Annotated in this window: 22 protein-coding genes and 1 tRNA gene; 11 read left to right on the top strand and 12 right to left on the bottom strand. The window is 61.7% G+C overall.

Features of this window, described 5'->3' with window-relative positions; translation table 11 throughout:
• Positions 1-95 precede the first annotated feature (95 nt).
• Together HJB84_RS11880 and HJB84_RS11875 are read left to right on the top strand one after the other, a co-directional pair.
• Positions 96-2,111 carry a DEAD/DEAH box helicase gene (locus HJB84_RS11880; RefSeq protein WP_207580534.1) on the top strand — a complete coding sequence of 672 codons (2,016 nt, stop codon included), beginning with the start codon at positions 96-98 and terminating at the stop codon, positions 2,109-2,111.
• Between the two features lie 147 nt (positions 2,112-2,258).
• Complete coding sequence (locus HJB84_RS11875; protein WP_207580533.1) at positions 2,259-2,927, top strand: methyltransferase; 669 nt, start codon at positions 2,259-2,261, stop codon at positions 2,925-2,927.
• A 10-nt stretch (positions 2,928-2,937) separates the two neighbouring features.
• Here the strand turns inward: HJB84_RS11875 and glp are convergent, their stop codons facing one another.
• The 5 genes from glp to HJB84_RS11850 are packed head-to-tail and all read right to left on the bottom strand — an operon-like array spanning position 2,938 to position 8,398.
• Positions 2,938-4,161 (bottom strand): gephyrin-like molybdotransferase Glp, encoded by a 1,224-nt coding sequence (glp, locus tag HJB84_RS11870; RefSeq protein WP_207580532.1) that lies wholly within the window; start codon positions 4,159-4,161, stop codon positions 2,938-2,940.
• Positions 4,158-4,655, bottom strand: coding sequence for a cyclic pyranopterin monophosphate synthase MoaC (gene moaC, locus HJB84_RS11865; protein ID WP_221116008.1), 498 nt, complete (start codon positions 4,653-4,655; stop codon positions 4,158-4,160). The genes glp and moaC overlap by 4 nt, the downstream gene beginning before the upstream one ends.
• A 1-nt stretch (position 4,656) precedes the next feature.
• Positions 4,657-5,469, bottom strand: a complete 813-nt coding sequence (trpC, locus tag HJB84_RS11860; RefSeq protein WP_221116007.1) for an indole-3-glycerol phosphate synthase TrpC — start codon at positions 5,467-5,469, stop codon at positions 4,657-4,659.
• 10 nt (positions 5,470-5,479) lie between these two features.
• On the bottom strand, positions 5,480-6,496 hold the full coding sequence (trpD, locus tag HJB84_RS11855; RefSeq protein ID WP_207580529.1) for an anthranilate phosphoribosyltransferase: 1,017 nt from the start codon (positions 6,494-6,496) through the stop codon (positions 5,480-5,482).
• Between the two features lie 9 nt (positions 6,497-6,505).
• Positions 6,506-8,398, bottom strand: coding sequence for a peptidylprolyl isomerase (locus HJB84_RS11850; RefSeq protein WP_221116006.1), 1,893 nt, complete (start codon positions 8,396-8,398; stop codon positions 6,506-6,508).
• Between the two features lie 219 nt (positions 8,399-8,617).
• Between HJB84_RS11850 and HJB84_RS11845 the strand changes: the two genes are divergently transcribed.
• On the top strand, positions 8,618-8,899 hold the full coding sequence (locus tag HJB84_RS11845; protein ID WP_026188395.1) for a hypothetical protein: 282 nt from the start codon (positions 8,618-8,620) through the stop codon (positions 8,897-8,899).
• Positions 8,900-8,972: 73 nt separating this feature from the next.
• Here HJB84_RS11845 and HJB84_RS11840 read toward each other — a convergent pair whose 3' ends face one another.
• Positions 8,973-9,227, bottom strand: coding sequence for a GlsB/YeaQ/YmgE family stress response membrane protein (locus HJB84_RS11840; protein WP_207580527.1), 255 nt, complete (start codon positions 9,225-9,227; stop codon positions 8,973-8,975).
• Positions 9,228-9,773: 546 nt separating this feature from the next.
• Positions 9,774-9,911, bottom strand: coding sequence for a hypothetical protein (locus HJB84_RS11835; protein WP_207580526.1), 138 nt, complete (start codon positions 9,909-9,911; stop codon positions 9,774-9,776).
• Positions 9,912-9,998: 87 nt separating this feature from the next.
• On the opposite strand from HJB84_RS11835, the gene HJB84_RS11830 reads away from it, so the two are divergent.
• The 3 genes from HJB84_RS11830 (at position 9,999) to HJB84_RS11820 (ending at position 12,479) form a co-directional block, all read left to right on the top strand.
• Positions 9,999-10,154 (top strand): hypothetical protein, encoded by a 156-nt coding sequence (locus HJB84_RS11830; protein ID WP_018495827.1) that lies wholly within the window; start codon positions 9,999-10,001, stop codon positions 10,152-10,154.
• 503 nt (positions 10,155-10,657) lie between these two features.
• Positions 10,658-11,530 carry a transglutaminase family protein gene (locus HJB84_RS11825; protein WP_207580524.1) on the top strand — a complete coding sequence of 291 codons (873 nt, stop codon included), beginning with the start codon at positions 10,658-10,660 and terminating at the stop codon, positions 11,528-11,530.
• 106 nt (positions 11,531-11,636) lie between these two features.
• Positions 11,637-12,479 carry a transglutaminase family protein gene (locus tag HJB84_RS11820; protein WP_207580523.1) on the top strand — a complete coding sequence of 281 codons (843 nt, stop codon included), beginning with the start codon at positions 11,637-11,639 and terminating at the stop codon, positions 12,477-12,479.
• Here the strand turns inward: HJB84_RS11820 and HJB84_RS11815 are convergent.
• Together HJB84_RS11815 and HJB84_RS11810 are read right to left on the bottom strand one after the other, a co-directional pair.
• Positions 12,466-12,690: an alkylphosphonate utilization protein gene (locus HJB84_RS11815; protein ID WP_207580522.1), complete on the bottom strand. Its 225-nt coding sequence runs from the start codon at positions 12,688-12,690 to the stop codon at positions 12,466-12,468. The genes HJB84_RS11820 and HJB84_RS11815 overlap by 14 nt on opposite strands.
• Positions 12,691-12,809: 119 nt before the next feature.
• Positions 12,810-13,703: a LysR family transcriptional regulator gene (locus HJB84_RS11810; protein WP_221116005.1), complete on the bottom strand. Its 894-nt coding sequence runs from the start codon at positions 13,701-13,703 to the stop codon at positions 12,810-12,812.
• A 132-nt stretch (positions 13,704-13,835) separates the two neighbouring features.
• On the opposite strand from HJB84_RS11810, the gene HJB84_RS11805 reads away from it, so the two are divergent.
• Entirely contained in the window at positions 13,836-15,272 is a 1,437-nt protein-coding gene (locus HJB84_RS11805; RefSeq protein WP_221116004.1) for an MFS transporter, read from the top strand.
• 423 nt (positions 15,273-15,695) lie between these two features.
• Here the strand turns inward: HJB84_RS11805 and HJB84_RS11800 are convergent.
• The 3 genes from HJB84_RS11800 to HJB84_RS11790 all read right to left on the bottom strand — a co-directional run bounded on the left by HJB84_RS11800 (position 15,696) and on the right by HJB84_RS11790 (position 17,565).
• A tRNA-Ser gene (locus HJB84_RS11800) sits at positions 15,696-15,785 on the bottom strand.
• Between the two features lie 193 nt (positions 15,786-15,978).
• Positions 15,979-17,154 carry a GGDEF domain-containing protein gene (locus HJB84_RS11795; protein ID WP_221116003.1) on the bottom strand — a complete coding sequence of 392 codons (1,176 nt, stop codon included), beginning with the start codon at positions 17,152-17,154 and terminating at the stop codon, positions 15,979-15,981.
• A gap of 207 nt (positions 17,155-17,361) precedes the next feature.
• Positions 17,362-17,565, bottom strand: coding sequence for a hypothetical protein (locus HJB84_RS11790; RefSeq protein ID WP_207580518.1), 204 nt, complete (start codon positions 17,563-17,565; stop codon positions 17,362-17,364).
• 413 nt (positions 17,566-17,978) lie between these two features.
• Here HJB84_RS11790 and HJB84_RS11785 point away from each other — a divergent pair, with 413 nt between their 5' ends.
• The 4 genes from HJB84_RS11785 (at position 17,979) to HJB84_RS11770 (ending at position 22,278) form a co-directional block, all read left to right on the top strand.
• Positions 17,979-19,073 (top strand): septal ring lytic transglycosylase RlpA family protein, encoded by a 1,095-nt coding sequence (locus tag HJB84_RS11785; protein ID WP_221116002.1) that lies wholly within the window; start codon positions 17,979-17,981, stop codon positions 19,071-19,073.
• 185 nt (positions 19,074-19,258) lie between these two features.
• Positions 19,259-20,416, top strand: coding sequence for a D-alanyl-D-alanine carboxypeptidase family protein (locus HJB84_RS11780; RefSeq protein ID WP_221116001.1), 1,158 nt, complete (start codon positions 19,259-19,261; stop codon positions 20,414-20,416).
• Positions 20,417-20,563: 147 nt separating this feature from the next.
• Positions 20,564-21,244, top strand: coding sequence for a dTMP kinase (tmk, locus tag HJB84_RS11775; protein ID WP_207580515.1), 681 nt, complete (start codon positions 20,564-20,566; stop codon positions 21,242-21,244).
• A gap of 8 nt (positions 21,245-21,252) precedes the next feature.
• Entirely contained in the window at positions 21,253-22,278 is a 1,026-nt protein-coding gene (locus HJB84_RS11770) for a DNA polymerase III subunit delta' (RefSeq protein WP_207580514.1), read from the top strand.
• Positions 22,279-22,287: the final 9 nt, after the last annotated feature.

Below are 22,287 nucleotides of genomic sequence, written 5' to 3'. Positions count from 1 at the left end.
ATCGCGGCGGGAGCGGCTAGGAACGGCGCAAATACCCGCCGGCTGGCTCCGGCCATGGCGCATTTCGCGCCTGACAGCTCCGAAAGATCGAACTCATGACAGAATTCAACGGCGTCGTTCCGGCGATCGCCAAGGCGTTGCAGAAGCGCGGTTACGCCGAACTCACCCCGGTGCAGAAGGCGATGCTCGATCCGGCGCTTGCCGCTTCCGACGCGCTGGTCTCGGCCCAGACCGGTTCCGGCAAGACCGTCGCCTTCGGCCTGGCGCTGGCACCGACCCTGCTTGAGGATAGTGAGCGTTTCGGCAATGCCGGCGCCCCGCTGGCGCTCGTCATCGCCCCGACACGTGAGCTTGCTCTGCAGGTAAAGCGTGAGCTCGACTGGCTGTTTGAGATGACCGGCGCGGTGATCGCCAGCTGTGTCGGCGGCATGGACATTCGCAGCGAGCGCCGGTCGCTCGAACGCGGCGCCCATATCGTCGTCGGCACGCCCGGCCGGCTCTGCGACCATATTCGTCGCAGGGCGCTCGACATGTCGGACCTAAAGGCCGCCGTGCTCGACGAGGCCGACGAGATGCTCGATCTCGGCTTCCGCGAAGACCTGGAATTCATTCTCGATGCGGCGCCGGACGAGCGCCGGACACTGATGTTTTCGGCAACGGTGCCGGCGGCGATCGCCAAGCTTGCCAAAAGCTATCAGCGCAACGCCGTGCGCATCAGCACCGCGGCCGAGGCAAAGCAGCATGTCGACATCGAATATCGCGCGCTCATGGTAGCCCCCAGCGACCGCGAGAATGCGATCATCAACGTGCTGCGTTATTACGAGGCGACCAACGCCATCGTCTTCTGCTCGACGCGCGCCGCCGTCAATCATCTGACCGCGCGCTTCAACAACCGCAATTTCGCCGTCGTGGCACTCTCCGGCGAGCTGACGCAGAACGAACGCACCCACGCGCTGCAGGCGATGCGCGACGGGCGCGCCCGCGTCTGCATCGCGACCGACGTCGCCGCTCGCGGCATCGACCTGCCGGGCCTCGATCTCGTCATCCATGCCGATCTGCCGACCAATCCGGATACGCTGCTGCACCGCAGCGGCCGCACCGGCCGTGCCGGACGCAAGGGCATCAGCGCTATGATCGTGCCGCTGAATGCACGGCGCAAGGCGGAGCGCTTGCTCGAGAATGCCGGAATTTCGGCTGCCTGGGCGCGGCCGCCGTCGGCCGAGGAGGTCAATGAGCGCGACGACGAGCGGCTGCTCGCCGATCCGATCTTCAGCGAAGCGCCGCAGGAAGAAGAACAGGGGCTGGTACAGCAGCTACTCGCCAGCCACGGAGCCGAGAAGCTAGCCGCCGCCTTCCTGCGCCTCTACCGCACCAATCATTCGGCGCCGGAAGACCTCCTCGAGGTTACCGTGCAGGACGATCGCAGCCGCAAGCGCCGCGACAATGCCGAGCCGTTCGAGCCGGCACAGAGGGGACCGCGCGAGGATTTCGGCGCCAGCGTCTGGTTCTCCGTTTCGGTCGGACGCAAGCAGAATGCCGAGCCGCGCTGGCTGATTCCGATGCTCTGCCGCAACGGCAATGTCACGAAGCGCGAGATCGGTGCGATCAAGATGCAGCCTGAGGAAACCTTTGTGGAGATCGCAGCAGCGAGTGCCGAAAGCTTCCTGGCAGCGATCGGACCGAACAAGGCGCTCGAACGCGGCATCCGTGTGACAAAGCTTTCCGGCACGCCGGATTTCAGCCGGGCGCCGTCGCCAAAGCCCTATGCCGGCAAGTCGTCGCGTGACGAGCGACCGGGCGACACATTCCGCGAGGAACGCCCGAACAACAAGTTCGGCAAGGCTCCGGGCGGCGGATATGCTGCAGCTGACAATAGCGGCCAGCAAAGACAGGACACCAAGCCCTGGAGCAAGAAACCGGGCAAGCCCGGCTTCGATGGCCCGAGATCCGATAAGCCTAAATTTGATGGGCCGAAATTCGACAAGCCAAAATACGACAAGCCGAAATTCGAAGGCGGGAAATCCGAAGGCGCCAAATCCGAACGCCCGAAATATGAAGGCAAGGGCGGCGCCGGGCCGAAGGGCAAGTTTTCGAAGAAGAAGCCCGGCTGATTGCGCCGCAGGCCCTTCGCCGGTTCAGGCGGAGGGCTTTATCTGACGGCTAGCCGCAAGCGGAATTTCTCGACGGCGGCATGCCGCATCTCGCCATGAAGAACTATTGAATCGTTAGTTTTATAGCGGGCCAGGAGCAGGACGACGATGAAACGCTCCGGCATTCCGCGTCCCGATCCGGCCGCCTTCATCCAGGCCAATCTGCCAATCTCCCCCGTTCCGGCCATTTCCGAAATCCTGCTCTATATGGCAGGCCCTGCGAGCGGGCTCTGGCGACTTGCCGGCCGGGGAGAAACCGATCCGCCGCCCTACTGGGCTTATCCCTGGGCCGGCGGCGCCGTGCTTGCCCGCCATCTGCTCGATCGCCCCGAGGTGGTCGCGGGGCGCCGCGTCCTCGACCTTGGCGCCGGCTCCGGGCTCGTCGCCATCGCGGCGGCGAAGGCCGGAGCTGCTACGGTCACGGCGGTCGATGTCGATGCCAATGCCATCGCCGCAATCGGTCTCAACGCGGCGATCAACGGCGTGAAGATCGTAGCCGTCGCCGCCGATATCATCGAGGCGCCGCCGCCGGAGGAGACTGATCTCGTCGTTGTCGGCGACCTGTTCTACGATCCCGCACTTGCCTTGCGGGTGATGGATTTCTTGCAGCGTTGCCAAGCGAGCGGCATCGAGGTGCTGATCGGCGATCCCGAGCGCGCTTATCTACCGCAGGGACACCTTAGGCGAATCGCGACCCATGCGGTCGCAGATTTCGGCGCGGGTACGGGGGGCAAGGTGGTGCCGGCAGGCGTCTTTTCACTTGCCGGAGATGGCTGAAAGGCTGCGACTATGCCAGAAGATCCGGCCGCAACAGCATGACCGGGCAGGGCGCTCCAGCCGGTAGCTCCGGTGCATGCGGCGGGCGGATGATCAGGCAATCGGCTTGCGCAAACACCTTCATCATCGACGAATCCTGTTTGTCGAAGGGTTCGGCGAGCCAGTTCCCGGCGGCGGATTTCGAGAGTTTCGCCCTGATATAGTCCTGGCGGTGGTCATTGACGCGCAGCGTGACGGCTGCCTCCACCATTGTCTCGCGCCGCACCGGCGGCAGGGAGGCGAGTTTGCGGATCAGCGGCTCCAGGAAGAGCAGCGAGCAGACGAGGCTCGATACCGGATTGCCGGGCAGGCCGAGCACATGGGTCTCGCCGAAGCTGCCGACCATCAGCGGTTTGCCGGGACGCATGGCGATGCGCCAGAAATCCAGCTGCATGCCGGCCTCGATCAGCGTCGCCTGCACCAGATCGTGGTCGCCGACCGAAGCGCCGCCGAGCGTGACGATGACATCGGCCTCGGCGTCTCGCGCCGCGTCGATCGCCGCGGTGATCCTGGCTTTGTCGTCCGGGACAATGCCGAGATCGAGCACCTCTGCGCCGGCTTTGCGGGCAAGGGCTGCAATACCGAATGTATTGGATGCGATGATCTGCGACGGGCCGGGCGCGCTTCCGGGCGGCAGCAATTCGTCGCCGGTCGCAAGGATGGCGATCAGCGGGCGTTTGAGAATCTCGACATCGGGCCGGTTCATGCCGGCAGCGACCGTCAGCCGCGAGAAATCAAGCACTGTGCCGGCCGACAGCACGGCTTCGCCTTCGGCAAAATCCTGGCCGCGGGGACGCACATGCTGGCCCTGCCGCACAGGAAAATTGGTTCGGATGCCGCCTTCAGTCTTCTCGGCATCCTCCTGCAGAAGGACGCTGTCGGCGCCTGCGGGAACTGGGGCGCCGGTGAAGATGCGGACGGTCTCGCCTTTGCCGACCTCGCCTTGGAAGGCATGGCCGGCGGCGGAGGTGCCGATCAGCTTCAGCAAGGCGCCCGGCTCCGGCGCGTCTTCGCGACGTAGGGCGTAACCATCCATAGCGGAGGAGTTGAAGGGCGGCTGGGTCAGGCCTGCCTTGAGATCGACGGCCAGGACGCGGCCTTCGGCATCGATAAGTGGCAGCGTTTCAGAGGCTTCGACGGGCTTGGCGCGGGACAGGAGACGGTTCTGCGCCTCGGCGACCGGGAGAAGGTTCATCTCGCCTCCGGATGACGGAAATTGCCCGACTTGCCGCCGGATTTTTCGAGCAGCCTGACGCCGCCGATCTCCATTGTCTTGTCGGCGGCCTTGGCCATATCGTAGATCGTAAGGCAGGCGACCGAGACGGCGGTCAACGCCTCCATCTCCACACCGGTCTTGCCGGTCAACTTGGCGGTTGCCGTGACGCGCAGACCAGGCAGGGCGGCGTCTTCCTCGATCTCGACGGTCACCTTCGTCAGCATCAGCGGATGGCAGAGCGGGATGAGATCGGCGGTACGTTTTGCCGCCAGGATGCCGGCAAGGCGCGCCGTGCCGATCACATCGCCCTTCTTGGCATTGCCTTGTCGAATGAGCGCGAGTGTTTCCGGCGCCATCTTCACATAGCCCTCGGCCGTGGCGATACGCAGCGTCTCGGCCTTGTCGGAAACGTCGACCATATGCGCCTCGCCGGAGGCATCGATATGCGTTAGGTTAGCCTTTCCGCCGCTCATATCATTCGGCCGCGATGGGGGCTTCGCCAAAGAGCAGCGCGCGGGTGGCGGCCGTCACGTCATCCTTTCGCATCAGGCTTTCGCCGACAAGGAAGGTGCTGATATCGACGGCCTGCAGGCGCTTGCAATCGGCATTGGTGAAGATGCCGCTTTCGCCGATGAGGAGCCGGTCTGCCGGAACCATGGCGGCCAGCGTCTCGCTGACAGTCAGGCTGACCTCGAAAGTACGCAGATTGCGGTTGTTGATGCCGATGAGCGGCGAGGACAGTTTTAGCGCCCGCTCCATCTCCTCGGCGTCGTGGACCTCGACCAGCACGTCCATGCCGAGCGAGAAAGCTTCGTCCTGCAGACGCTCGGCCTCGTCATTAGAAAGCGAGGCCATGATCAGCAGGATGCAGTCAGCACCCCAGGCGCGCGCCTCATGCACCTGATAGGTCTCGAACATGAAATCCTTGCGCAAAGCGGGTAGACCGCAGGCGGCCCGTGCCGTCGTCAGGAATTCCGGCGCACCCTGAAAGCTCGGCGTATCGGTCAGCACGGAAAGGCAGGCCGCGCCACCGGCTTCGTAGGCCTTTGCCAGCGCCGGCGGATCGAAATCCGAGCGGATCAGCCCCTTCGACGGGCTCGCCTTCTTGATCTCGGCGATCAGACCGAAATTGCCGGCGTCACGCTTGGCAGCAAGGGCGCGATGGAAGCCACGCGGGGCGGACTGGCCGGCCTGCATCGCCTTCAGGTCGGCAAGCGACACCGCAGCCTTGGCGGCGGCGATCTCCTCACGCTTGTAAAGTTCGATCTTCTTCAGGATATCGGTCATCGGGGTAATCCTAGTCGATATCGTTGGAAACGGCGATGAGTTTGTCGAGAGCGAGCGCGGTGGCGCCGCTATCGAGCGACTGCGCCGCGAGCGTCATGCCGTCGCGAATCGTTTCGACCTTGCCGGCGATCACCAGCGAGGCGGCGGCATTGGCAAGCGATATATCGCGATAGGCGTTCTTCGCGCCGCTGAGCACCTCGCGAAGCGCTGCGGCGTTGGCGACACCATCGCCGCCCTTGATGTCGGCAAGCACGCTGGGGCTGACGCCGAAATCGGCGGGCGACAGCTCGAAGGTGCGGATCTTGCCGTTTTCGAGTGCGGCTACCTTGGTGATGCCGGTCGTGGTGATCTCATCGAGGCCGTCGCCATGAACCACCCAGACGCATTCGGAGCCGAGATCGCGCATGACTTCCGCAAGCGGCACCAGCCATTGCGGCGAGAAGACCCCCAGCAGCTGGCGGCGGACGCCGGCCGGACTGGAGAGCGGCCCGAGCAAGTTGAAGATGGTGCGGGTGCCGAGTTCGACCCGGGATGGGCCGACATGGCGCATGGCGGAATGATGAAGCTGCGCGAACATGAAGCCGACGCCGGCCTCAGTGATGCAGCGGGAAATGATCTCGGGGCCGACATCGAGCTTGACGCCGAGTGCCGCCAGATTGTCCGCCGCACCCGACTTCGAACTCAGCGCCCGGTTGCCGTGTTTTGCGACGGGGACACCGGCGCCGGCGACGATCAGCGCCGCCAGCGTCGAGATATTGTAGGTGCCGCTGGCATCGCCGCCGGTGCCGACGATGTCGATCGCATCGGCCGGAGCCTCGACGGTCAGCATCTTCGAGCGCATCGCGGTGACGGCGCCGACGATCTCGTCGACGGTTTCGCCACGCACGCGCAGCGCCATCAGGAAGCCGCCGATCTGCGAGGGCGTCGCTTGGCCCGACATCAGGATGTCGAAGGCGGCGCGAGCCTCGTCACGCGTCAGCGGCTCGCGGCTTGCGGCCTTGGCCAGGAACGGCTTCAGATCGGTCATAAAGGCCTCCTAACGAAGCGTCGCCTGTTCGGCGAGCGTCTGGTTGATCTGCGCGCCGTACTGCGTCTGCAGCAGGTTGACCATCTGATCGAGAATATCGTCGCCGGCGGCATTGGCCATGGCGGTGATCTGGGCATCGCGGTTGTTCAGCGCATCGCTGGTCGGCTCGCTGTTGACCTCTGTGACCTTCATCAGGATCTGCGTCGACGGATCGGCGCCGACAGCGCTCGCGACCGTATCGATGGGGCCGGAGAAAGCGGCGGTGACGCCGGCGCGGCCAAGCACCGGATCATCGGTTGAGCGGGTGACGCCGCTCTTGCTTTCGACGGCGATGCCGAGCGGCGTTGCGATATCGGCAAGCGCGGTGCCCTTGGCGGCTGCGGCCTTCAATTCGTCGGCCTTCTTGGCAAGTTCGGCTTTCTGCTGTTCCGCCGTCCAGTCCTCGACCGCCTTTTCGCGCACCTCGGCGACCGGGCGCTCGCGGGTCGGCGTGATTTCGCGGACGTTGAACCAGACATAGCCATCATTGCCGATCGGCAGCGGCGGCGCATCGACGGCGACCTCGGTCTTGAAGGCTTCGCCGAGCAGCTGCTGCTTGACGGGAATATCCTTGACCTCTTTGCCGTCCTTGTCTGCGCCGGTCATATCGACGGCGTCGACGGCCACGGCCTTCAGCTTCAACTGGCCGGCGATATCCTCGAGCGTGGCGCCGCCGGCGCGCAGATCCTCGATGCGGTCATGAACGTTGATCACTTCCTGAGAGGCATTGGAAAGCGCCAGCTGCCTGCGGATGTCCTCCTTCACCTCGTCGAAATTCTTGGTCGTTTCCGGCTTGATGTTGGTGATGCGCAGGATGACGGAACCGAAGGAGCCCTCGACCACAGGTGTCGTGCCGCCATCGCGCGAAACCGCGAAGGCCGCATCGGCAACAGCCTGGTCGGGAACCTTGTCCTTGGTGAACTCGCCGAGCAGTACGTCGCTTGCCGTCTTGCCCTGGTCGGAGACCAGTTGATCGAAGCTGGTGCCGCCCTTCAGGGCCGTTTCGGCGGCGGTGGCAAGATCCTTGCTGGTGAAGGTCAGCTGTTCGATGGTGCGGCTTTCCGGCGTGCGGTAGGTATCCTTGCTCTTGTCGAAGGCTTCGTGGATCTGGTCGTCGGCGACCGTCGCTGCGTCAGCGATATCGGCGGGCTGCAGCTTGAGATAGACGAGCTTGCGGTACTCAGGCGCCTGGTAGCGTTGCTTCACACCCTCGAACCACGCCGCCAGCACGTCGTCGGCAGGCGCCTTGATCGGCTCGATATTGGCGTTGGTGAGCAGCAAATAGTCGACGCTGCGGCTTTCACCGCCATAGAGCTTCAGGGCGTCGACCAGCGTCTTCGGAGCGGTAAAGCCGTTCGAGATGGCATCGACGACCTGGCTGCGGACGGCGACCTTGCTGCGCTCCTTGATGTAATCATCCTGGCGGATATTGGCATTGCGCAGGCGCGAGATGAAGAGTTCACGGTCGAACTTGCCGTTGACAGCCTTGAATGCAGGATCATCGGCGATCAACTGGGCGAGGCGATCTTCGGACAGCCCGAGGTTCATTTCTTCGGCAAGCTGATCGAGCGAGGCGCCGGCGACGAGCTGGGCCAGCACCTGCTGCTCGACGCCGAAGGCGCGGGCCTGTTCCGGCGTGAGGCGCGTGCCGAACTGCTGGCTGAGGCTTGCCACCTGGCGCTGGTAGGCGAGGTGGAATTCGTTGACGTCCACATGCTGATCGCCGACGGTCACGACCGTGGTGCTGTTGCTGCCGGTAATCAGCGACCGGGAGACGCCCCAGATGCCGAAGGACGCGACCAGCAGAAGCATCAGCAGCTTGGCGACCCAGGTCTGAGCGGCTCTTCTCAGGATATGGAACATAGAAACGCAAACCTCGCAGTATCATTAACCCGCGCGCGGGCGGACATTTGACGTTCCTTAGAACAAACGCGACAGGAAATGAAGGGTTTGTCGCGCGAAAAGCTGCGCCGGGCGGCGGCGGCGGCGTGGCGGCTCTGCGGCGAACAAAAGATCGGTTGCGGCGGAACCTTTCGGGCCGCCATTTCGTTGAAGCCGCATCCCATGAAACAGGAGCAGACCATGGCTGAATTGAAAACCGCTTCCGCCGAATCCACCGCTGCGCGGGTCAAGGCCGATATCGCAGCAGACGATCTGTCGGCGCAGGTCGCGGCCCTTCGCAACGATCTCTCCCGGCTGACGGAAAGCGTGGTCGCGCTCGGCCAGGGGGCAAAGTCGGCGGTGACCGACGAGGCATCGCTGATGACGGAACAGCTGCGCGACAAGGTTCGTGAAGAACCGCTGATGGCGCTCGCGGTGACGGCAGGCATTGCCTATGTTTTCGGCCTGCTGAGCCGCCGCTAGAAAGAATTCAGGACAATGAAAAGCCGGGCGCAATGATAGCCCGGCTTTCGATGTTTGAAGGCTAGCGCGACCTTCAGCGGCGGATGACGCGCCCGATGAAAATCAGGATGCAGGCACCGATAAAGCCGGTGATCAGATAACCCAGCCAACCTGCAAGCGGCTGGATGTGCAGCAGACCCAGGATCCAGTTGGCGACGATGGCGCCGACGATGCCGAGCAATATGTTCATGAGCAAGCCCATGCTGCTGCTCATGACCTTTTCCGCCAGCCATCCGGCGATGCCACCGATGATGATGGCTGCAATCCAACCCACGCCTGCGTTTTCCATGATTATCTCCCTCCTGGCAAAACGAGTCACAGAATGCACGAATCGAAGGGAAGTTCCACTCCCAGTTACGAGATTGCTCGCGCGTTCAGCAGCTTATGTGACTTACGGCTGCAGCATGGTAACAGGGGACTCCAACGCGTGGATAGCAATCTGAAACAAGAGGCCAGCAATGGCAAGTATTGCAAATCCCACCGGCATGATCAGGCTTTTGCTAAACATCGTTCCTCTCCCCTTTGCATAAAGCATAAGCGGAAGTGGACGGCGCGCAAGGATATTGTTAATGGATAGTTAAACGTGACATTTAACTAAAATTAAATACATTCGATAATGGTTTAAATGCTTGTATAAATTGAAACGTTTCTTGTCTAATATTTGGGGGTGCACTGACGGATAAGCTGCGTTTATTGTGCCAACCTTAATCTCCGTCGTGTCGTCGGTGCTATGAACGTCTGAAGTCCGTCGCATCAAAATAATTCATGCAACGCGTTTTAGCGCTTTGTTTTAATGCATGGGGTTCTGCCGGCACCGCTACACACCTCCGGGCGATTATGTCCGGTGAACGACGAGCATGAAGACGAGGAAGGACGCTGTCGCGACGGTCGCGGCGAAGGCAATCTGATAATCCATGTCGTTGATCCCGGTTGGATGGCTTCTGTAAACGCCGCTCGCGCCATAGAGTTCCATATGCGATCCGCACCGAAGGCCGGCGGATTGATTTTGGCAGGAAATGCATCATCTTTCCCTGATCGCCACTCCATCTGGGGAAACTCGATGTCAAAAGCTGCAATCGCCATCGCCTGCATCTGCCTGCTCACGCTTTCCGGCTGCGGCAATACCGCATACGGGCTGAAGAAGGATGGGCAGGAGGCGAGCCACGCCATGGACAATGCGACACATCGGGTGCTTTCGGCAGGTGCCAAGAAGTGAGACGCGCGCCAATATTCTCGCGGCAGGCGAAGAAGGGTCAACGGCGAAAAAAGCCCGCCTGGGGTGAGGCGGGCTTGCAATAACAGGGAGAATGGACGGATAGACGCCGTCTCGGCTAATGAAGCATTTCCTTAAGCGTATGGCTTTACGTCATTCGACGTAACCGCCACCGTGGCGACAGCGATGCGTTCAAGTCTAATCCAATCAGAAGTTGCCCCAGTTCTGGGCGCGGGCACGGGCGCGAATAATCCGGTATTCGCGACCGCCATAGAGCGAGCCGATTGTCAGCAGAAGCGTCAGAACGTCCCAGATGATATGCATTTTATCCTCTTAGGTTGGACGGCTCTGCCGTCGATCGCTTGATGTAGAATAGCAATTTTTCGAATGTGCTTATATGACAAGAAATCGGGATGAGCGGCGAAGCGGCGAGGGCGCCTCCGTAGAGGAAGAGCGGCGTCGCCGTCTTGGAGCAAGGAAGTGAAAAGATTACCGGACGGCGGCCGATGACGATTTTTTCCGTCCGCCACATCACGTCCTATCGGTACGTCAGGGCGGTCGATTTCGGCGAGCATCGCCTGATGTTCCGGCCGCGCGACAGTTTTGACCAGCGGCTGATCGAAGCGTCGTTGACGATATATCCTAAGGAAAGTCATGTGCGCTGGATCCACGATGTTTTCGGCAATTGCGTGGCGCTCATCGATTTTTCGAGGCCGGCGTCCGAGCTTCGTTTCGAAACCTGGATCACGCTCGATCACACACCCCAGGTCGCCCTTGATCTCAAGGTAGACGACCAGGCCCTGACCTATCCATTCTCCTACGACAAGGACGAAATTGCCGATCTGACGCCGGCGATGCAGCGCCATTATCCCGACCCCAACGACGATGTCGGACGCTGGGCGCGCCAGTTCGTGCGGCAGGGACGTCCGACAGAGACCGGGCATCTGCTGATGACGCTCTGTTATGCCATTCGGGAAAGCTTCGTCTATGCGCGCCGGATGGAGCACGGAACGCAGACGCCGCAGCAGACTTTGCAGCTTCGCTCCGGCACCTGCCGGGATTTCGCGCTGCTGATGATGGAGGCGGCACGCGTCCTCGGCCTCGCGGCGCGGTTTGTCACGGGTTATGTCTATGTTCCCGATCGCGACGGCTCCACCGTGCTCGGCGGCGGTTCCACCCATGCGTGGTGCCAGATTTATCTTCCGGGCGCCGGCTGGACGGAGTTCGATCCGACCAATGGGATCGTCGGCAACCGCGATCTCATTCGTGTCGCCGTTGCCCGCGATCCGCGCCAGGCAGTCCCGTTGAGCGGCAGCTATGATGGGGATGGGACGGATTTCGACAGCATGACGGTGCAGGTCAACGTCACCACGAAGTAATATCGGACATCCCGAGTTTTGCGGCGACAGCCGCGGCTGCGGGAACCGGGCAGCGCGATCCACGTTGCATAGTCACGCCACCTATGTGGGACACAAGGAAGCCACAATGAAGATACGCGCCGGGTTTCATTTGGGCTATGAATGTACGCAGCCGACACCGATGCTGCTCGTCCTCAATATTCATCCCTCCCGTCGCGCCGATCTTCTCAGCGAGCAGGTGCTGACATTCGACCAGCCGATCGAGGCCTGGGGCTATACCGATGTGTTCGGCAATGCCTGCAGCCGGATCGTCGCCCCGCCAGGCCTTACAACGATTTCCACGGAATTCGAGATCTATGACAGCGGGCAACCGGACATAGTTCCCGACGATGCCATCCAACATGCGATCAATGACCTGCCGGACGATGTGCTCGTCTTCCTGCTCGGCAGCCGCTATTGCGACACCGACAGGCTTGGCGATTTTGCCTGGGCAACATTCTCGTCGACGCCGCTCGGCTGGGCGCGCGTCCAGGCGATCTGCGATTTCGTTCATGACCACATCACCTTCGACTACCAGAAGGCCGATTTGCTGCGAACCGCGCATGGCGGCTTCACCGACAAGGCCGGCGTCTGCCGCGACTTTGCCCACCTCGCCATCGCGCTTTGCCGATGCATGAATATCCCAGCCCGATACTGCACCGGTTATCTCGGCGATATCGGTGTCCCGATCGATCCCAATCCAATGGATTTCAGCGCCTGGTTCGAGGTTTTTCTCGGCGGCCACTGGCATACGGTCGATGCCCGCCACAATAGGCCGCGCATCGGCAGGATACTGATGGGGACCGGCCGCGACGCCACCGACGTCGCGATGTCGACGGCCTTCGGCCCGGCAACGCTCTCCCGCTTCGAGGTGATCACCGAGGAAGTGCCGCAGGACGGGGCGGGCGAGGCCGATCCTATGCCTTCTTGAGGAATTCCGTTTTCAACACCAGACCCTTGACCTGCTTGGTGTTGCACTCGATCTCGCCGAGATTGGAGGTCAGGCGAATGCCCTTGACCAGCGTTCCGCGCTTCAGCGTCTCGGAGGTTCCCTTGACCTTGAGGTCCTTGATCAGCGTCACGGAATCGCCATCGTGAAGCTGGCTTCCGTTGCTGTCCTTTACGATGATGTCGTCGGCCATGATGTTTCCGCCTGATAATTCGCCTGATGATCTTGGGCGCGGGAAATCACGTCTACAAGGGATAGTCAACCATTGCGAACGGATCGATCACTCGCCGGTCAGTTCGACGTGGCCGCCGATCACCCCGCCGCGCAAGCGTCCCGAACGCAGCCGCGCAGCCAGCGATGGGCCGGATCGGCATCCATCCGGGGATGCCACAGCAGTGAAACGGTGATCTCAGGGGTCGGAACCGGCAGGGGAAAACTGTGCATCCCCTGGCGCAAAGCTCCGGTGTGCCGTTCCGGCACGCTGGCGATCAAATCCGACGCGCGGGCGAGAGCCAGCGCGGTGGAAAAACCGCCGACGATGGTGGCAATCTGCCGTTCCAGCCCGAGCGCATCAAGGGCTTCATCGATCGCGCCCTTGTCGAGCCCGCGCCGCGAGACATGGATGTGCCGGCCGGCCGCATATCGGGAGGGTGTGACATCGTCCCGGCAAAGCGCATGCCCCGTTCGAACGACCCCGATGAAGCGGTCGCGGAACAGGGCTTGCGCCCGCACCTCCGGGCCCATCGTGTCGCCGACGACACCGGTTTCCAGGTCGACGCTTCCGTCGCGCAATGGGGCGCTGTCCTTGTCTGGCTTCTGCACGAAACGCAGCCGCACGCCGGGCGCATCACCACCGAGGCGGGCGATAAGATCGGGTCCGAAGCTCTCGGCGAAGCCCTCGCTGGCGCGCAGCGTGAACGTTCGGACCAGGCGTTGAAGGTCGAGCGCCTCGGCAGGGCGCAGGACCGTTTGCGCCTCCTCGACGATCCGGCCGACCCGTTCGCGCAGTTCGAGCGCCCGGGGCGTGGGGACGAGGCCGCGGCCGGCGCGCACCAGCAGCGGATCGCCCGTCGTTTCGCGCAATCGCGCCAGCGCCCGGCTCATCGCCGACGGGCTGAGCCGCAGCCTTTGGGCCGCACGCGCAACGCTGCCTTCGGCAAGCAGCACATCCAGGGTGACAAGCAGGTTGAGATCGGGTGTCGACATACATCCGATATAACACTGTTTGATGTGGCGCCAAACGCATCAATACAATGCAAATGCTGCGCGTTTCGCCATATCGGCCGGAGCGTTATGTTTCCTTCGCTCCGTTTCGGGAGCAGTAACGAGGAGTTCACGGTGAAGCCGATCATTGCAGAGCCAGGCGAGGCCGGTGTCGAACGCACATATTCCGTCCGTTGGGCACTCACCAGTCTTTCCCTCTCCATGTTGTTGCCATCGCTCGGCACCAGCATCGCCAATGTCGGCCTGCCGAGCCTGGCGCGGGCGTTCAACGCCTCCTTCCAGGACGTCCAGTGGATCGTGCTCGCCTATCTCCTTGCCATCACCACGCTGATCGTCAGCGTCGGGCGGCTCGGCGATATTACCGGCCGCCGCCGGCTGCTGCTCATCGGCATCCTGCTCTTCACGCTGGCCTCGGTCGTCTGCGGCCTTGCACCGACGCTGTGGCTGATGATTGCGGCGCGCGCTCTACAGGGTCTGGGCGCGGCCATCATGATGGCGCTCACCATGGCATTTGTCGGTGATACGGTGCCGAAGGCGAGGACCGGGAGCGCCATGGGGCTGCTCGGAACGATGTCGGCGGTCGGCACGGCTCTTGGGCCGTCGCTCGGCGGGCTCATGATCGCCTCTTTCGGCTGGCCGGCAATCTTCCTCGTCAACGTACCGCTCGGCATTGCGACCTTCGTTCTCGCCTATCGTTATCTGCCGGACGAGATCGGCGGACAGAAGAAGAAGGATCGGGCCGGCTTCGATACATTGGGCACGCTACTGCTTGCCCTGACGCTTTCGGCCTATGCGCTGGCAATGACGGTCGGGCATGGCAGCTTTGGCCTGTTGAACCTGGCACTGCTGCTCGCCGCCGGCTTCGGCGCCGCTCTCTTTGTCTTCGCCGAGGTCAGAACGGCATCGCCGCTGATCCAGGTGGCGCTATTCCGCAATCGCGTGCTCACCGCCAGTCTGGTGATGAACGCGCTCGTTTCGACGGTCATGATGGCGACGCTGGTGGTCGCGCCCTTCTATCTCTCCCGTGCGCTCGGGCTCAACGAAGCGCTGGTCGGAGCCGTCATGTCGATCGGTCCCGTCATCTCCATCCTCAGCGGTGTCCCGGCCGGTCGCCTGGTCGATCGTCTGGACGCGCCCTTCGTCATTGCCGCAGGGCTCGTCGCCATGGCCGCCGGTTCCATCGCTCTCGCCGTGCTGCCCGGAATCGCCGGCTACATCACCGCCATCGCTGTGCTGACGCCTGGCTATCAGCTGTTCCAGGCAGCCAACAACACGGCTGTTATGGCGGATGTCCGCGCCGACCAGCGCGGCGTCATCTCCGGCGTGCTCCACCTGTCGCGCAATCTCGGGCTGATCACCGGCGCATCCGTCATGGGAGCCGTGTTCGCGTACGGATCGGCAGCATCCGAGATCGCCGCGGCGCGTCCCGAGGCCGTGCATTCAGGCATGCAGATCACCTTCGCTGTCGCAGCGGCATTGATCGCTACGGCGCTTGCCATCGCGGCGGCGACCTACCGGCGCCGAACCAATTCCGATTTAACTATGCAATAAGCGATCGAAACTTAGACCAAGGTCCGATCGATCCCGGACTTCGTGCCCATGGCAACTCACGGTCACCGTAATAGATTTTGCGGCATTGGTGGAGTTGCGGGGTTTTGCGGTGACGAAGATTTTCGTTTTGGGAATGATACTGATGCCGGTTATCTTCTGGGGTTCTGTTGGCCTCTGGGTCTACTCGCTGTTTTCGTGAGTGGGGCGGCGTCTTCAGCTGCCGGTCACGCTATATCCAGGCCGTAAACCCTTTAATCGGGTCGCACCGCGACCCTACAAAACATCTCGGACACGCCCTCCGGCATTGTAAGAGCTATTGCCGGCCGTCAGCTTGCAAGCTTTTCCAGCAATCTATGATTTCAGGCCGGATGGACCGTCATTCTGAGATCATGCGAGGGAGTAAAATCCTGCCGACTGGCGGTATGGCGGAAGAGGTGGGATTCGAACCCACGGTACGGTCTCCCGCACGCCGGTTTTCAAGACCGGTTCCTTAAACCACTCGGACACTCTTCCATCTGATTGAAAGGTTAAGAAATCACATTTCGTTGATTTCTTCCAACCGGCTGTTAGTGCCGGTTTGCGACCCAATCACTCGATGGCTGGGTTTTAGCAGCTTTGATCGCAGCGTCAACTTGCTCTGTAGCATATGCCGGCATTCCGCTATGGCGTGCCAGTCAGTCTGAGCGTGACCGAGCTCCAGTGTTTGTCAGCCTGCGCGGGCCGATCGCAGTTCCAGTGCAGGGGTGCTATTGGTCAACCCGATGCCGGTGAACAACTCCACCCGGTTGCGACCGTTATTTTTGGCACTGTAAAGCGCCTGATCCGCACGCTTCTGGACGTCCTGTTCCGTGAGGCCCGCTTCCCACAGCGCCACACCTGCGCTGACGGTCAGTGAGACCTGTTTTCCGTCGAAGACGAGACTCAAGGCGTTGACCGCCTCACGTATCTGCTCCGCGAGTGCGAAAGCAGAGGCCTCGGTTTCGCCGCGAAGGAAGAGGCTGAACTCCTCGCCGCCCAGCCGACCAAAGACGCTGGACTGGGGTATGCTGTCAGCAATCGTCCGAGCAACATTTACGAGAACAACATCACCTTTGTCGTGTCCGAACCGATCGTTCACACTCTTGAAAAAGTCGATATCGATAAGGACGAATGCGTCTCCGGGTCCGAGGCCTTTAGGAAGCGAATTGAAGAAATGCTGCCGGTTGGGAACGCCGGTCAGCATATCGGTATTGGCAAGTCTGGTTAGCTTCTCTTCGGCTCGTTCCTGCACGAGCACGAGCACGAATAGAGCCACTGCGAAATGACAGATGATCAGCAAAAAGAATGCGTAGCGCGGGGGAAGAGGCGCATCGTTGGGAAAGATGAAACCGACCACGACCAACGCGGAGAGAGACGTCGCTACAAAAATAGCCGCGGAAAGACCGAGCCGCGCGGTCAGACGCTCGTCGAAGAAGTCGCGGGCGATCACGAACCCTGACAAGGCAAGCAGAATGGCGGCGTTGCCGTTGAACACGGATGCTCTGAGCCCGTTGTCCAAATACCACGGCGTGATCGCGGCACTCAGCGTCAGAACGACGGGCAGGAGCAACGGCCACCAGTCTCGAAGAGAGCTATGACGCCGGCTGAGGCCGAAAAGACCCACCGCCATCAGCCCGTAACCATTGGCGCCAAGCGAAAAACTCCAGAATGTTCTGGCATCATTGGACATGTGAAGGCGCTCATCCAGACCGGCGAGCGTTGAGGCGATCGCGAGCAAGGAGAAACCGACGGCAAGTACGCCGAGCCCTGGCGTCGCTCCAGAACGCCATCTCACGTAAAAGAAGCAGATTGCCCCCACGATGAAGGAAGACTTGTGTAGAAGAAGGACTGTCGCAAGATCCATTGCCGGAACCCGATATGAGATGAGAAGCGGGGTTGGAATAGCGGCTAAAATCTACTTTTCGATGAACGCCGCGCGACAATCCAACGGAAGAAAGCGCTGTTCTTTCAGATACTGCCGGCAAGCTTTGGACGCCGGTGGGAGTTTGCGTTTGGCGCATATTTCGTTGCCGCTGCAAGCTCTGTGTGAATTGCGCCGGAGACATCAGATCTAACGTCCGTCAGATCCGAGGCCCTTTGGACCGTTGAGTTGGTTCATATCCTCGCAAAGAGATCGAACTGCCGCCATCGTCACCGCGAGTGCCGACATCAGGATTGCGATGTCGTTGTCTTGATCTGGCTGAGAAAGCGCGCGAGACCGGGCATGCAACTGCTGGCTGACCGTCTCGAGCTGCATAATGATTTCATCGTTCATGGTGATCCTCCAAAGGCATAAACCTTCAAAGCCGGTGGCGGACATTTCGTTCCCGCGCAGTTGCGGAGGGTCAATACGAGACACTGCGTGTGCATAGCGTCATATCGCCGACAGCGTCTCAATATAAAGCTTTTCGAGCGTTTTGAAGCGGCCGAATGTTTACCATATTCACCGCATCGGCACGGGAATTTCAGGCCTCTTTGCGGCAGCGGAAGGGCGGGGCGGCAAGGCTCGCGTTAGTGATTTATAAACCATAATCATTAGAATTGTCGCTATCGCTGCGAAATCGTTCGTAAATTTGCCACGAACTTAGCAAGATTAAATCCTCGTTAGGCGGGTGGGGATAAGGCGTTATTGGCCCAGTATGGGGCAAAGTTCCTTAACCATAACGATCGTTGAGCGGCGTGGGGCATATGACATTGGGATACGGGGCGGCGTCTTTCGCAACGACAGCACGGTGGCTGGCGGTATCGGCGATGTGTGCGACGGTTGCGGCGTGCGGCACGACGCAGGCGGTGCCGAAGAAGAAATCCCACGGCAAAGAATATTTCTCCGAATCCGAATATGGCGTTAAGGCGAGCCCGCGGGTCGCCACCGGCAACAATATCCCCAAGGGCGGCGGCCGCTATATCGTCGGCAACCCTTACGAGGTGAAGGGCAAGTGGTATTATCCGAAGGAAGACTTTGCCTATAGCAAAGTCGGCGTCGCTTCCTGGTATGGCTCGGCTTTTCATGGGCGCCTGACGGCGAACGGCGAAGTCTACGACCAGATGCATCTTTCCGCGGCGCATCCGACTTTCCCATTGCCGAGCTATGCGCGCGTCACCAATCTCGAAAGCGGTTCCTCCGTCATCGTGCGCGTCAACGATCGCGGCCCCTATCACGAGGGCCGCATTATCGACCTTTCGAACAAGACAGCCGACATGCTGGATCTGCAGCACAGCGGCACCGGCAAGGTGCGCGTGCAATATGTCGGTCGCGCCCGCATGGACGGACACGACATGCCCTATCTGATGGCCTCCTACGCGCCGAAGGGCAGCCGTATTCCCGGCGTCAATCCGGAAGGTCAGATCGCAACCGGCGTGATGGTCGCCTCCAACAACCGCAAGATCACCCGCGACCAGTTGCAGAGTTCGGAAGATTACGAGACGCCGGCCAACGTGCCGGTACCGATGTCGGCGACCTCCTATGCCGGCTCGACGCCGAGCGCGCGCTATAATGCGGCACCCGCTCTTGCTCCGGGTGCGCATATTCTGGTGGCGCCGCCGGCACCGTCCGTCAACAATGCCCCGCAGGCCTTCGACCAGATGGTCGTGCTGCCGGAGATTGGTCCCATGCCCTACGAACGGCCGCTTGGCTCTCTCGCGCTCGGTTACCAGAACGAGGACGTGAAGACGGTAACCGTCGATCTCGCCTTCGACGCGGTGATGGTGCGCAACGACGGGCTGACGCAGGAGTCGATCCTTGCTTCGGCCAAGCGCCAGCAGGCCAAATTCGCCGCGCGCTGAGCGCGGCAATTGCATCGGATTTCCTCTCGCTCTAACTTCCTCACGACACGCCGCTCGATCGATGGAAACTGTTGATGCTGAAGCCTGTGCTTTGCCTTTTAGAGCGGTTCAGCTTCCCATCGAAGCGCCGAACCGCTCTAACCTTTTCGCTACGCACTTTTGCTGGAATTGCTCTGGCATGCCTTATGCCGTTCATCACCGGGGCGCTTGCGGCCGATAGCGGTGCTGCCGGTTTCGTCACCAAGGCGACGCAGGCCTATATGATCGAGGCCGCCACCGGCACGGTGCTTCTCGCCAAAAACGAAGACCAGGGCTTTTCGCCGGCTTCGCTCGCCAAGCTGATGACGATGGATCTCGTCTTCGAGGCGGTGACAAAGGGCCAGATCACGTTCGATACCGAATATCCGGTTTCCGAGTATGCCTGGAGAACCGGTGGCGCTCCGTCGAGGACGGCAACGATGTTTGCCAGCCTTAAATCGCGCGTGCGCGTCGAGGATCTGATCAAGGGCATCGCCATCCAGGGCGCCAATGACAGCTGCATCATCCTCGCCGAAGGCATGGCTGGAAGCGAGCAGCAATTTGCCGTGTCGATGACGCGGCGCGCCCGTGAGCTTGGCATGGAGAAGGCCGAGTTCGGCAATTCCACCGGCCTTCCCGATGGAAAGAGCAAGGTGACGGCGCGCGAGATGGTCACGCTGGCCACGGCCCTGCAGCAATCCTATCCGAAGCTCTATCCCTATTTCGCGCAGCCGGATTTCGAGTGGAACAAGATCTTCCAGCGCAACCGCAATCCACTGCTCGGGCTCGATCTCGGCGCCGACGGGCTGGCCACCGGCTTTACCGAGGGGGAGGGTTACTCGATCGTCGCGTCGGTTGAGCGCGACGGCAGGCGGCTGTTTCTGGCGCTTGCCGGAATCGCTTCCGACAAGGAGCGGACGGAGGAGGCCAAGCGGGTGCTCGAATGGGGGCTGACCGCCTTCGAGAGCCGGCAGATCTTCGCCGACAAGGAAGTGATTGGAGCCGCCAGCGTCTATGGCGGCACGGCGCGCACCGTCGATCTCATCGCCAAGGCGCCGGTCAGCGTCTACATTCCGATCAGCAATCCCGACAGGCTGTCGGCACGCATCGTCTATCGTTGGCCGCTGACGGCGCCGGTGACGGCGAATACCCAGGCAGGCACGCTCAGGATTCTCGCGGGCAGCCGGCTGCTCAGGGAAGTGCCGCTCTACACCATGCAGGCGGTCGGTGAGGGTTCGCTCAGCAGCCGGGCGGTTGATGCCATGCTGGAACTCGGCGAATCGCTGTTTTTCTCCTGGCTCTGGGACAAGTCCGCGCCCGGCTGAACGCCTGGGCTTGAACACCCGGCATTCTGATACAATTTGCCGGGAAAGGTGAATATGTCGCCGCGGCGAAAGGTTTTCCTCCCTGATATCTTCGGATAGATAGAAGAGATGGAGCGCGCGCGGCGCCCGGAATGCGGGAAGTTGTCATTGTCATCCGGTACGGGATTATTCGTTACGTTTGAAGGCGGGGAAGGCGCTGGGAAATCCACGCAGATCCGCCGCCTCGCCGAGGCACTGAAGGGCGAAGGTCGCGACGTGCTGATGACGCGCGAACCCGGCGGATCGCCGGGTGCCGAGGCCGTACGCCACGTGCTGCTGTCAGGGGCTGCCGAAGCCTTCGGCACGCGGATGGAGGCGATCCTGTTTGCAGCGGCGCGAAACGACCATGTCGAAGAGGTGATCCGGCCCGCACTTGCCACCGGCAAGATCGTGCTCTGCGACCGCTTTATTGACTCCTCCCGCGTCTACCAGGGCATCACCGGCAATCTCGAGCCCGATTTCATCGAAACCCTGCAGCGCATCGCCATCAACGGCGTGATACCGGATTGCACAGTGATCCTCGATATCCCCGCCAAAATCGGGCTGGAGCGGGCGCAGAAGCGCGCCGCCGCCGACGCTCCCGACCGCTTCGAGAAAGAGCGCCTCGAAACGCACGAGAAACGGCGCGAAGCCTTTCTCGATATCGCCGCCCGCGAGCCGGAGCGCTGTCACGTGATCAACGCCATGCAGGGCGAAGAGGCGATCGCCGCCGAGATTCTGGCGATCGTCCGGCAGCTCATGTCGCCTGCGGACCGTGCCCGGACGCCGGAAGCCGCCCATCATGAGTGAAGCCCGTTATGAGTGAAGACCGGCCCGGACTGCTCGACGGCGCCATTTGGCCGGGGGAAAATACCAGGCTGTTCGGCCATGAGGAGGCGGAAGCCTTCCTTGCGCAATCCTATCGGTCCGGCAAGGGCCACCACGCCATCCTGATCGAGGGGCCGGAAGGCATCGGCAAGGCGACGCTCGCCTTCCGCTTCGCCAATCACGTGCTCTCGCATCCCGATCCCGAGAGGGCGCCGGAGACGATCGGCGATCCGGATCCAGCCTCTCCCGTCAGCCGGCAGATCGCCTCCGGCGCCTCGCATAATCTCTTGCATCTTGCCCGGCCGGTCGATGAAAAGACCGGCAAGGTGAAGTCGTCGATCACCGTCGACGAAGTGCGCCGCGCCGGCAAATTCTTCTCGCAGACATCAGGCACCGGCAACTGGCGGATCGTCATCATCGATCCGGCGGACGACATGAACCGCAATGCGGCCAACGCCATCCTGAAGATCCTGGAGGAACCGCCGAAGCGGGCGCTGTTTCTGGTGCTCTCGCATGCGCCTGGACGATTGCTGCCGACGATCCGCTCGCGCTGCCTGCCGCTGAAACTGGCGCCACTGGCCGACGATGCGCTCATGGCGGCGCTTGCCCATCTCGGCATGTCAGGCGAGGGTGGGGCGGTGCTTTCGGCCGCCAAGGGCAGCGTCGGCGAGGCGCTGAAACTGTTGAATTACGGCGGCGGCGAGATTATCGCCGCCTACGACGAGATGCTGGCGGCCGAAGGAGCGACGGCCCGCAAGGCCATGCATCGGCTGGCCGACGCGCTTTCGGGCAGGGAAAGTGACACGATCTTCGATTTCTTCGTCAGCCATGTCGGCGACGACATCATGAACCGGGCGCGCGTAGCGGCAGGCGAGGGACAGATCGCAGCTGCGGAACGGCTGGCGCGGCTCTATTCCGAGATCACCGAGCGGCTCACCATTTCGGATGCCTACAACCTCGACCGCAAACAGACGATCATCAGCATTCTCGCCGACATCAAGCAGCCGGGCCGCTAACCTTGGGAT

The organism is Rhizobium sp. NZLR1b (assembly GCF_019685155.1).
Classification (GTDB): Bacteria; Pseudomonadota; Alphaproteobacteria; order Rhizobiales; family Rhizobiaceae; genus Rhizobium.
The sequence above is the reverse complement of the archived record's forward strand: the minus strand, read 5'-3'. Positions and strand labels throughout refer to the sequence as shown.

Excerpts from the sequence above, each read along its gene's own strand:
- HJB84_RS11880 (WP_207580534.1), top strand. The coding sequence starts at position 96 with ATGACAGAATTCAACGGCGTCGTTCCGGCGATCGCCAAGGCGTTGCAG.
- HJB84_RS11875 (WP_207580533.1), top strand. The coding sequence starts at position 2,259 with ATGAAACGCTCCGGCATTCCGCGTCCCGATCCGGCCGCCTTCATCCAG.
- glp (WP_207580532.1), bottom strand. The coding sequence starts at position 4,161 with ATGAACCTTCTCCCGGTCGCCGAGGCGCAGAACCGTCTCCTGTCCCGC.
- moaC (WP_221116008.1), bottom strand. The coding sequence starts at position 4,655 with ATGAGCGGCGGAAAGGCTAACCTAACGCATATCGATGCCTCCGGCGAG.
- trpC (WP_221116007.1), bottom strand. The coding sequence starts at position 5,469 with ATGACCGATATCCTGAAGAAGATCGAACTTTACAAGCGTGAGGAGATC.
- trpD (WP_207580529.1), bottom strand. The coding sequence starts at position 6,496 with ATGACCGATCTGAAGCCGTTCCTGGCCAAGGCCGCAAGCCGCGAGCCG.
- HJB84_RS11850 (WP_221116006.1), bottom strand. The coding sequence starts at position 8,398 with ATGTTCCATATCCTGAGAAGAGCCGCTCAGACCTGGGTCGCCAAGCTG.
- HJB84_RS11845 (WP_026188395.1), top strand. The coding sequence starts at position 8,618 with ATGGCTGAATTGAAAACCGCTTCCGCCGAATCCACCGCTGCGCGGGTC.
- HJB84_RS11840 (WP_207580527.1), bottom strand. The coding sequence starts at position 9,227 with ATGGAAAACGCAGGCGTGGGTTGGATTGCAGCCATCATCATCGGTGGC.
- HJB84_RS11835 (WP_207580526.1), bottom strand. The coding sequence starts at position 9,911 with ATGGAACTCTATGGCGCGAGCGGCGTTTACAGAAGCCATCCAACCGGG.
- HJB84_RS11830 (WP_018495827.1), top strand. The coding sequence starts at position 9,999 with ATGTCAAAAGCTGCAATCGCCATCGCCTGCATCTGCCTGCTCACGCTT.
- HJB84_RS11825 (WP_207580524.1), top strand. The coding sequence starts at position 10,658 with ATGACGATTTTTTCCGTCCGCCACATCACGTCCTATCGGTACGTCAGG.
- HJB84_RS11820 (WP_207580523.1), top strand. The coding sequence starts at position 11,637 with ATGAAGATACGCGCCGGGTTTCATTTGGGCTATGAATGTACGCAGCCG.
- HJB84_RS11815 (WP_207580522.1), bottom strand. The coding sequence starts at position 12,690 with ATGGCCGACGACATCATCGTAAAGGACAGCAACGGAAGCCAGCTTCAC.
- HJB84_RS11810 (WP_221116005.1), bottom strand. The coding sequence starts at position 13,703 with ATGTCGACACCCGATCTCAACCTGCTTGTCACCCTGGATGTGCTGCTT.
- HJB84_RS11795 (WP_221116003.1), bottom strand. The coding sequence starts at position 17,154 with ATGGATCTTGCGACAGTCCTTCTTCTACACAAGTCTTCCTTCATCGTG.
- HJB84_RS11790 (WP_207580518.1), bottom strand. The coding sequence starts at position 17,565 with ATGAACGATGAAATCATTATGCAGCTCGAGACGGTCAGCCAGCAGTTG.
- HJB84_RS11785 (WP_221116002.1), top strand. The coding sequence starts at position 17,979 with ATGACATTGGGATACGGGGCGGCGTCTTTCGCAACGACAGCACGGTGG.
- HJB84_RS11780 (WP_221116001.1), top strand. The coding sequence starts at position 19,259 with ATGCCGTTCATCACCGGGGCGCTTGCGGCCGATAGCGGTGCTGCCGGT.
- HJB84_RS11770 (WP_207580514.1), top strand. The coding sequence starts at position 21,253 with ATGAGTGAAGACCGGCCCGGACTGCTCGACGGCGCCATTTGGCCGGGG.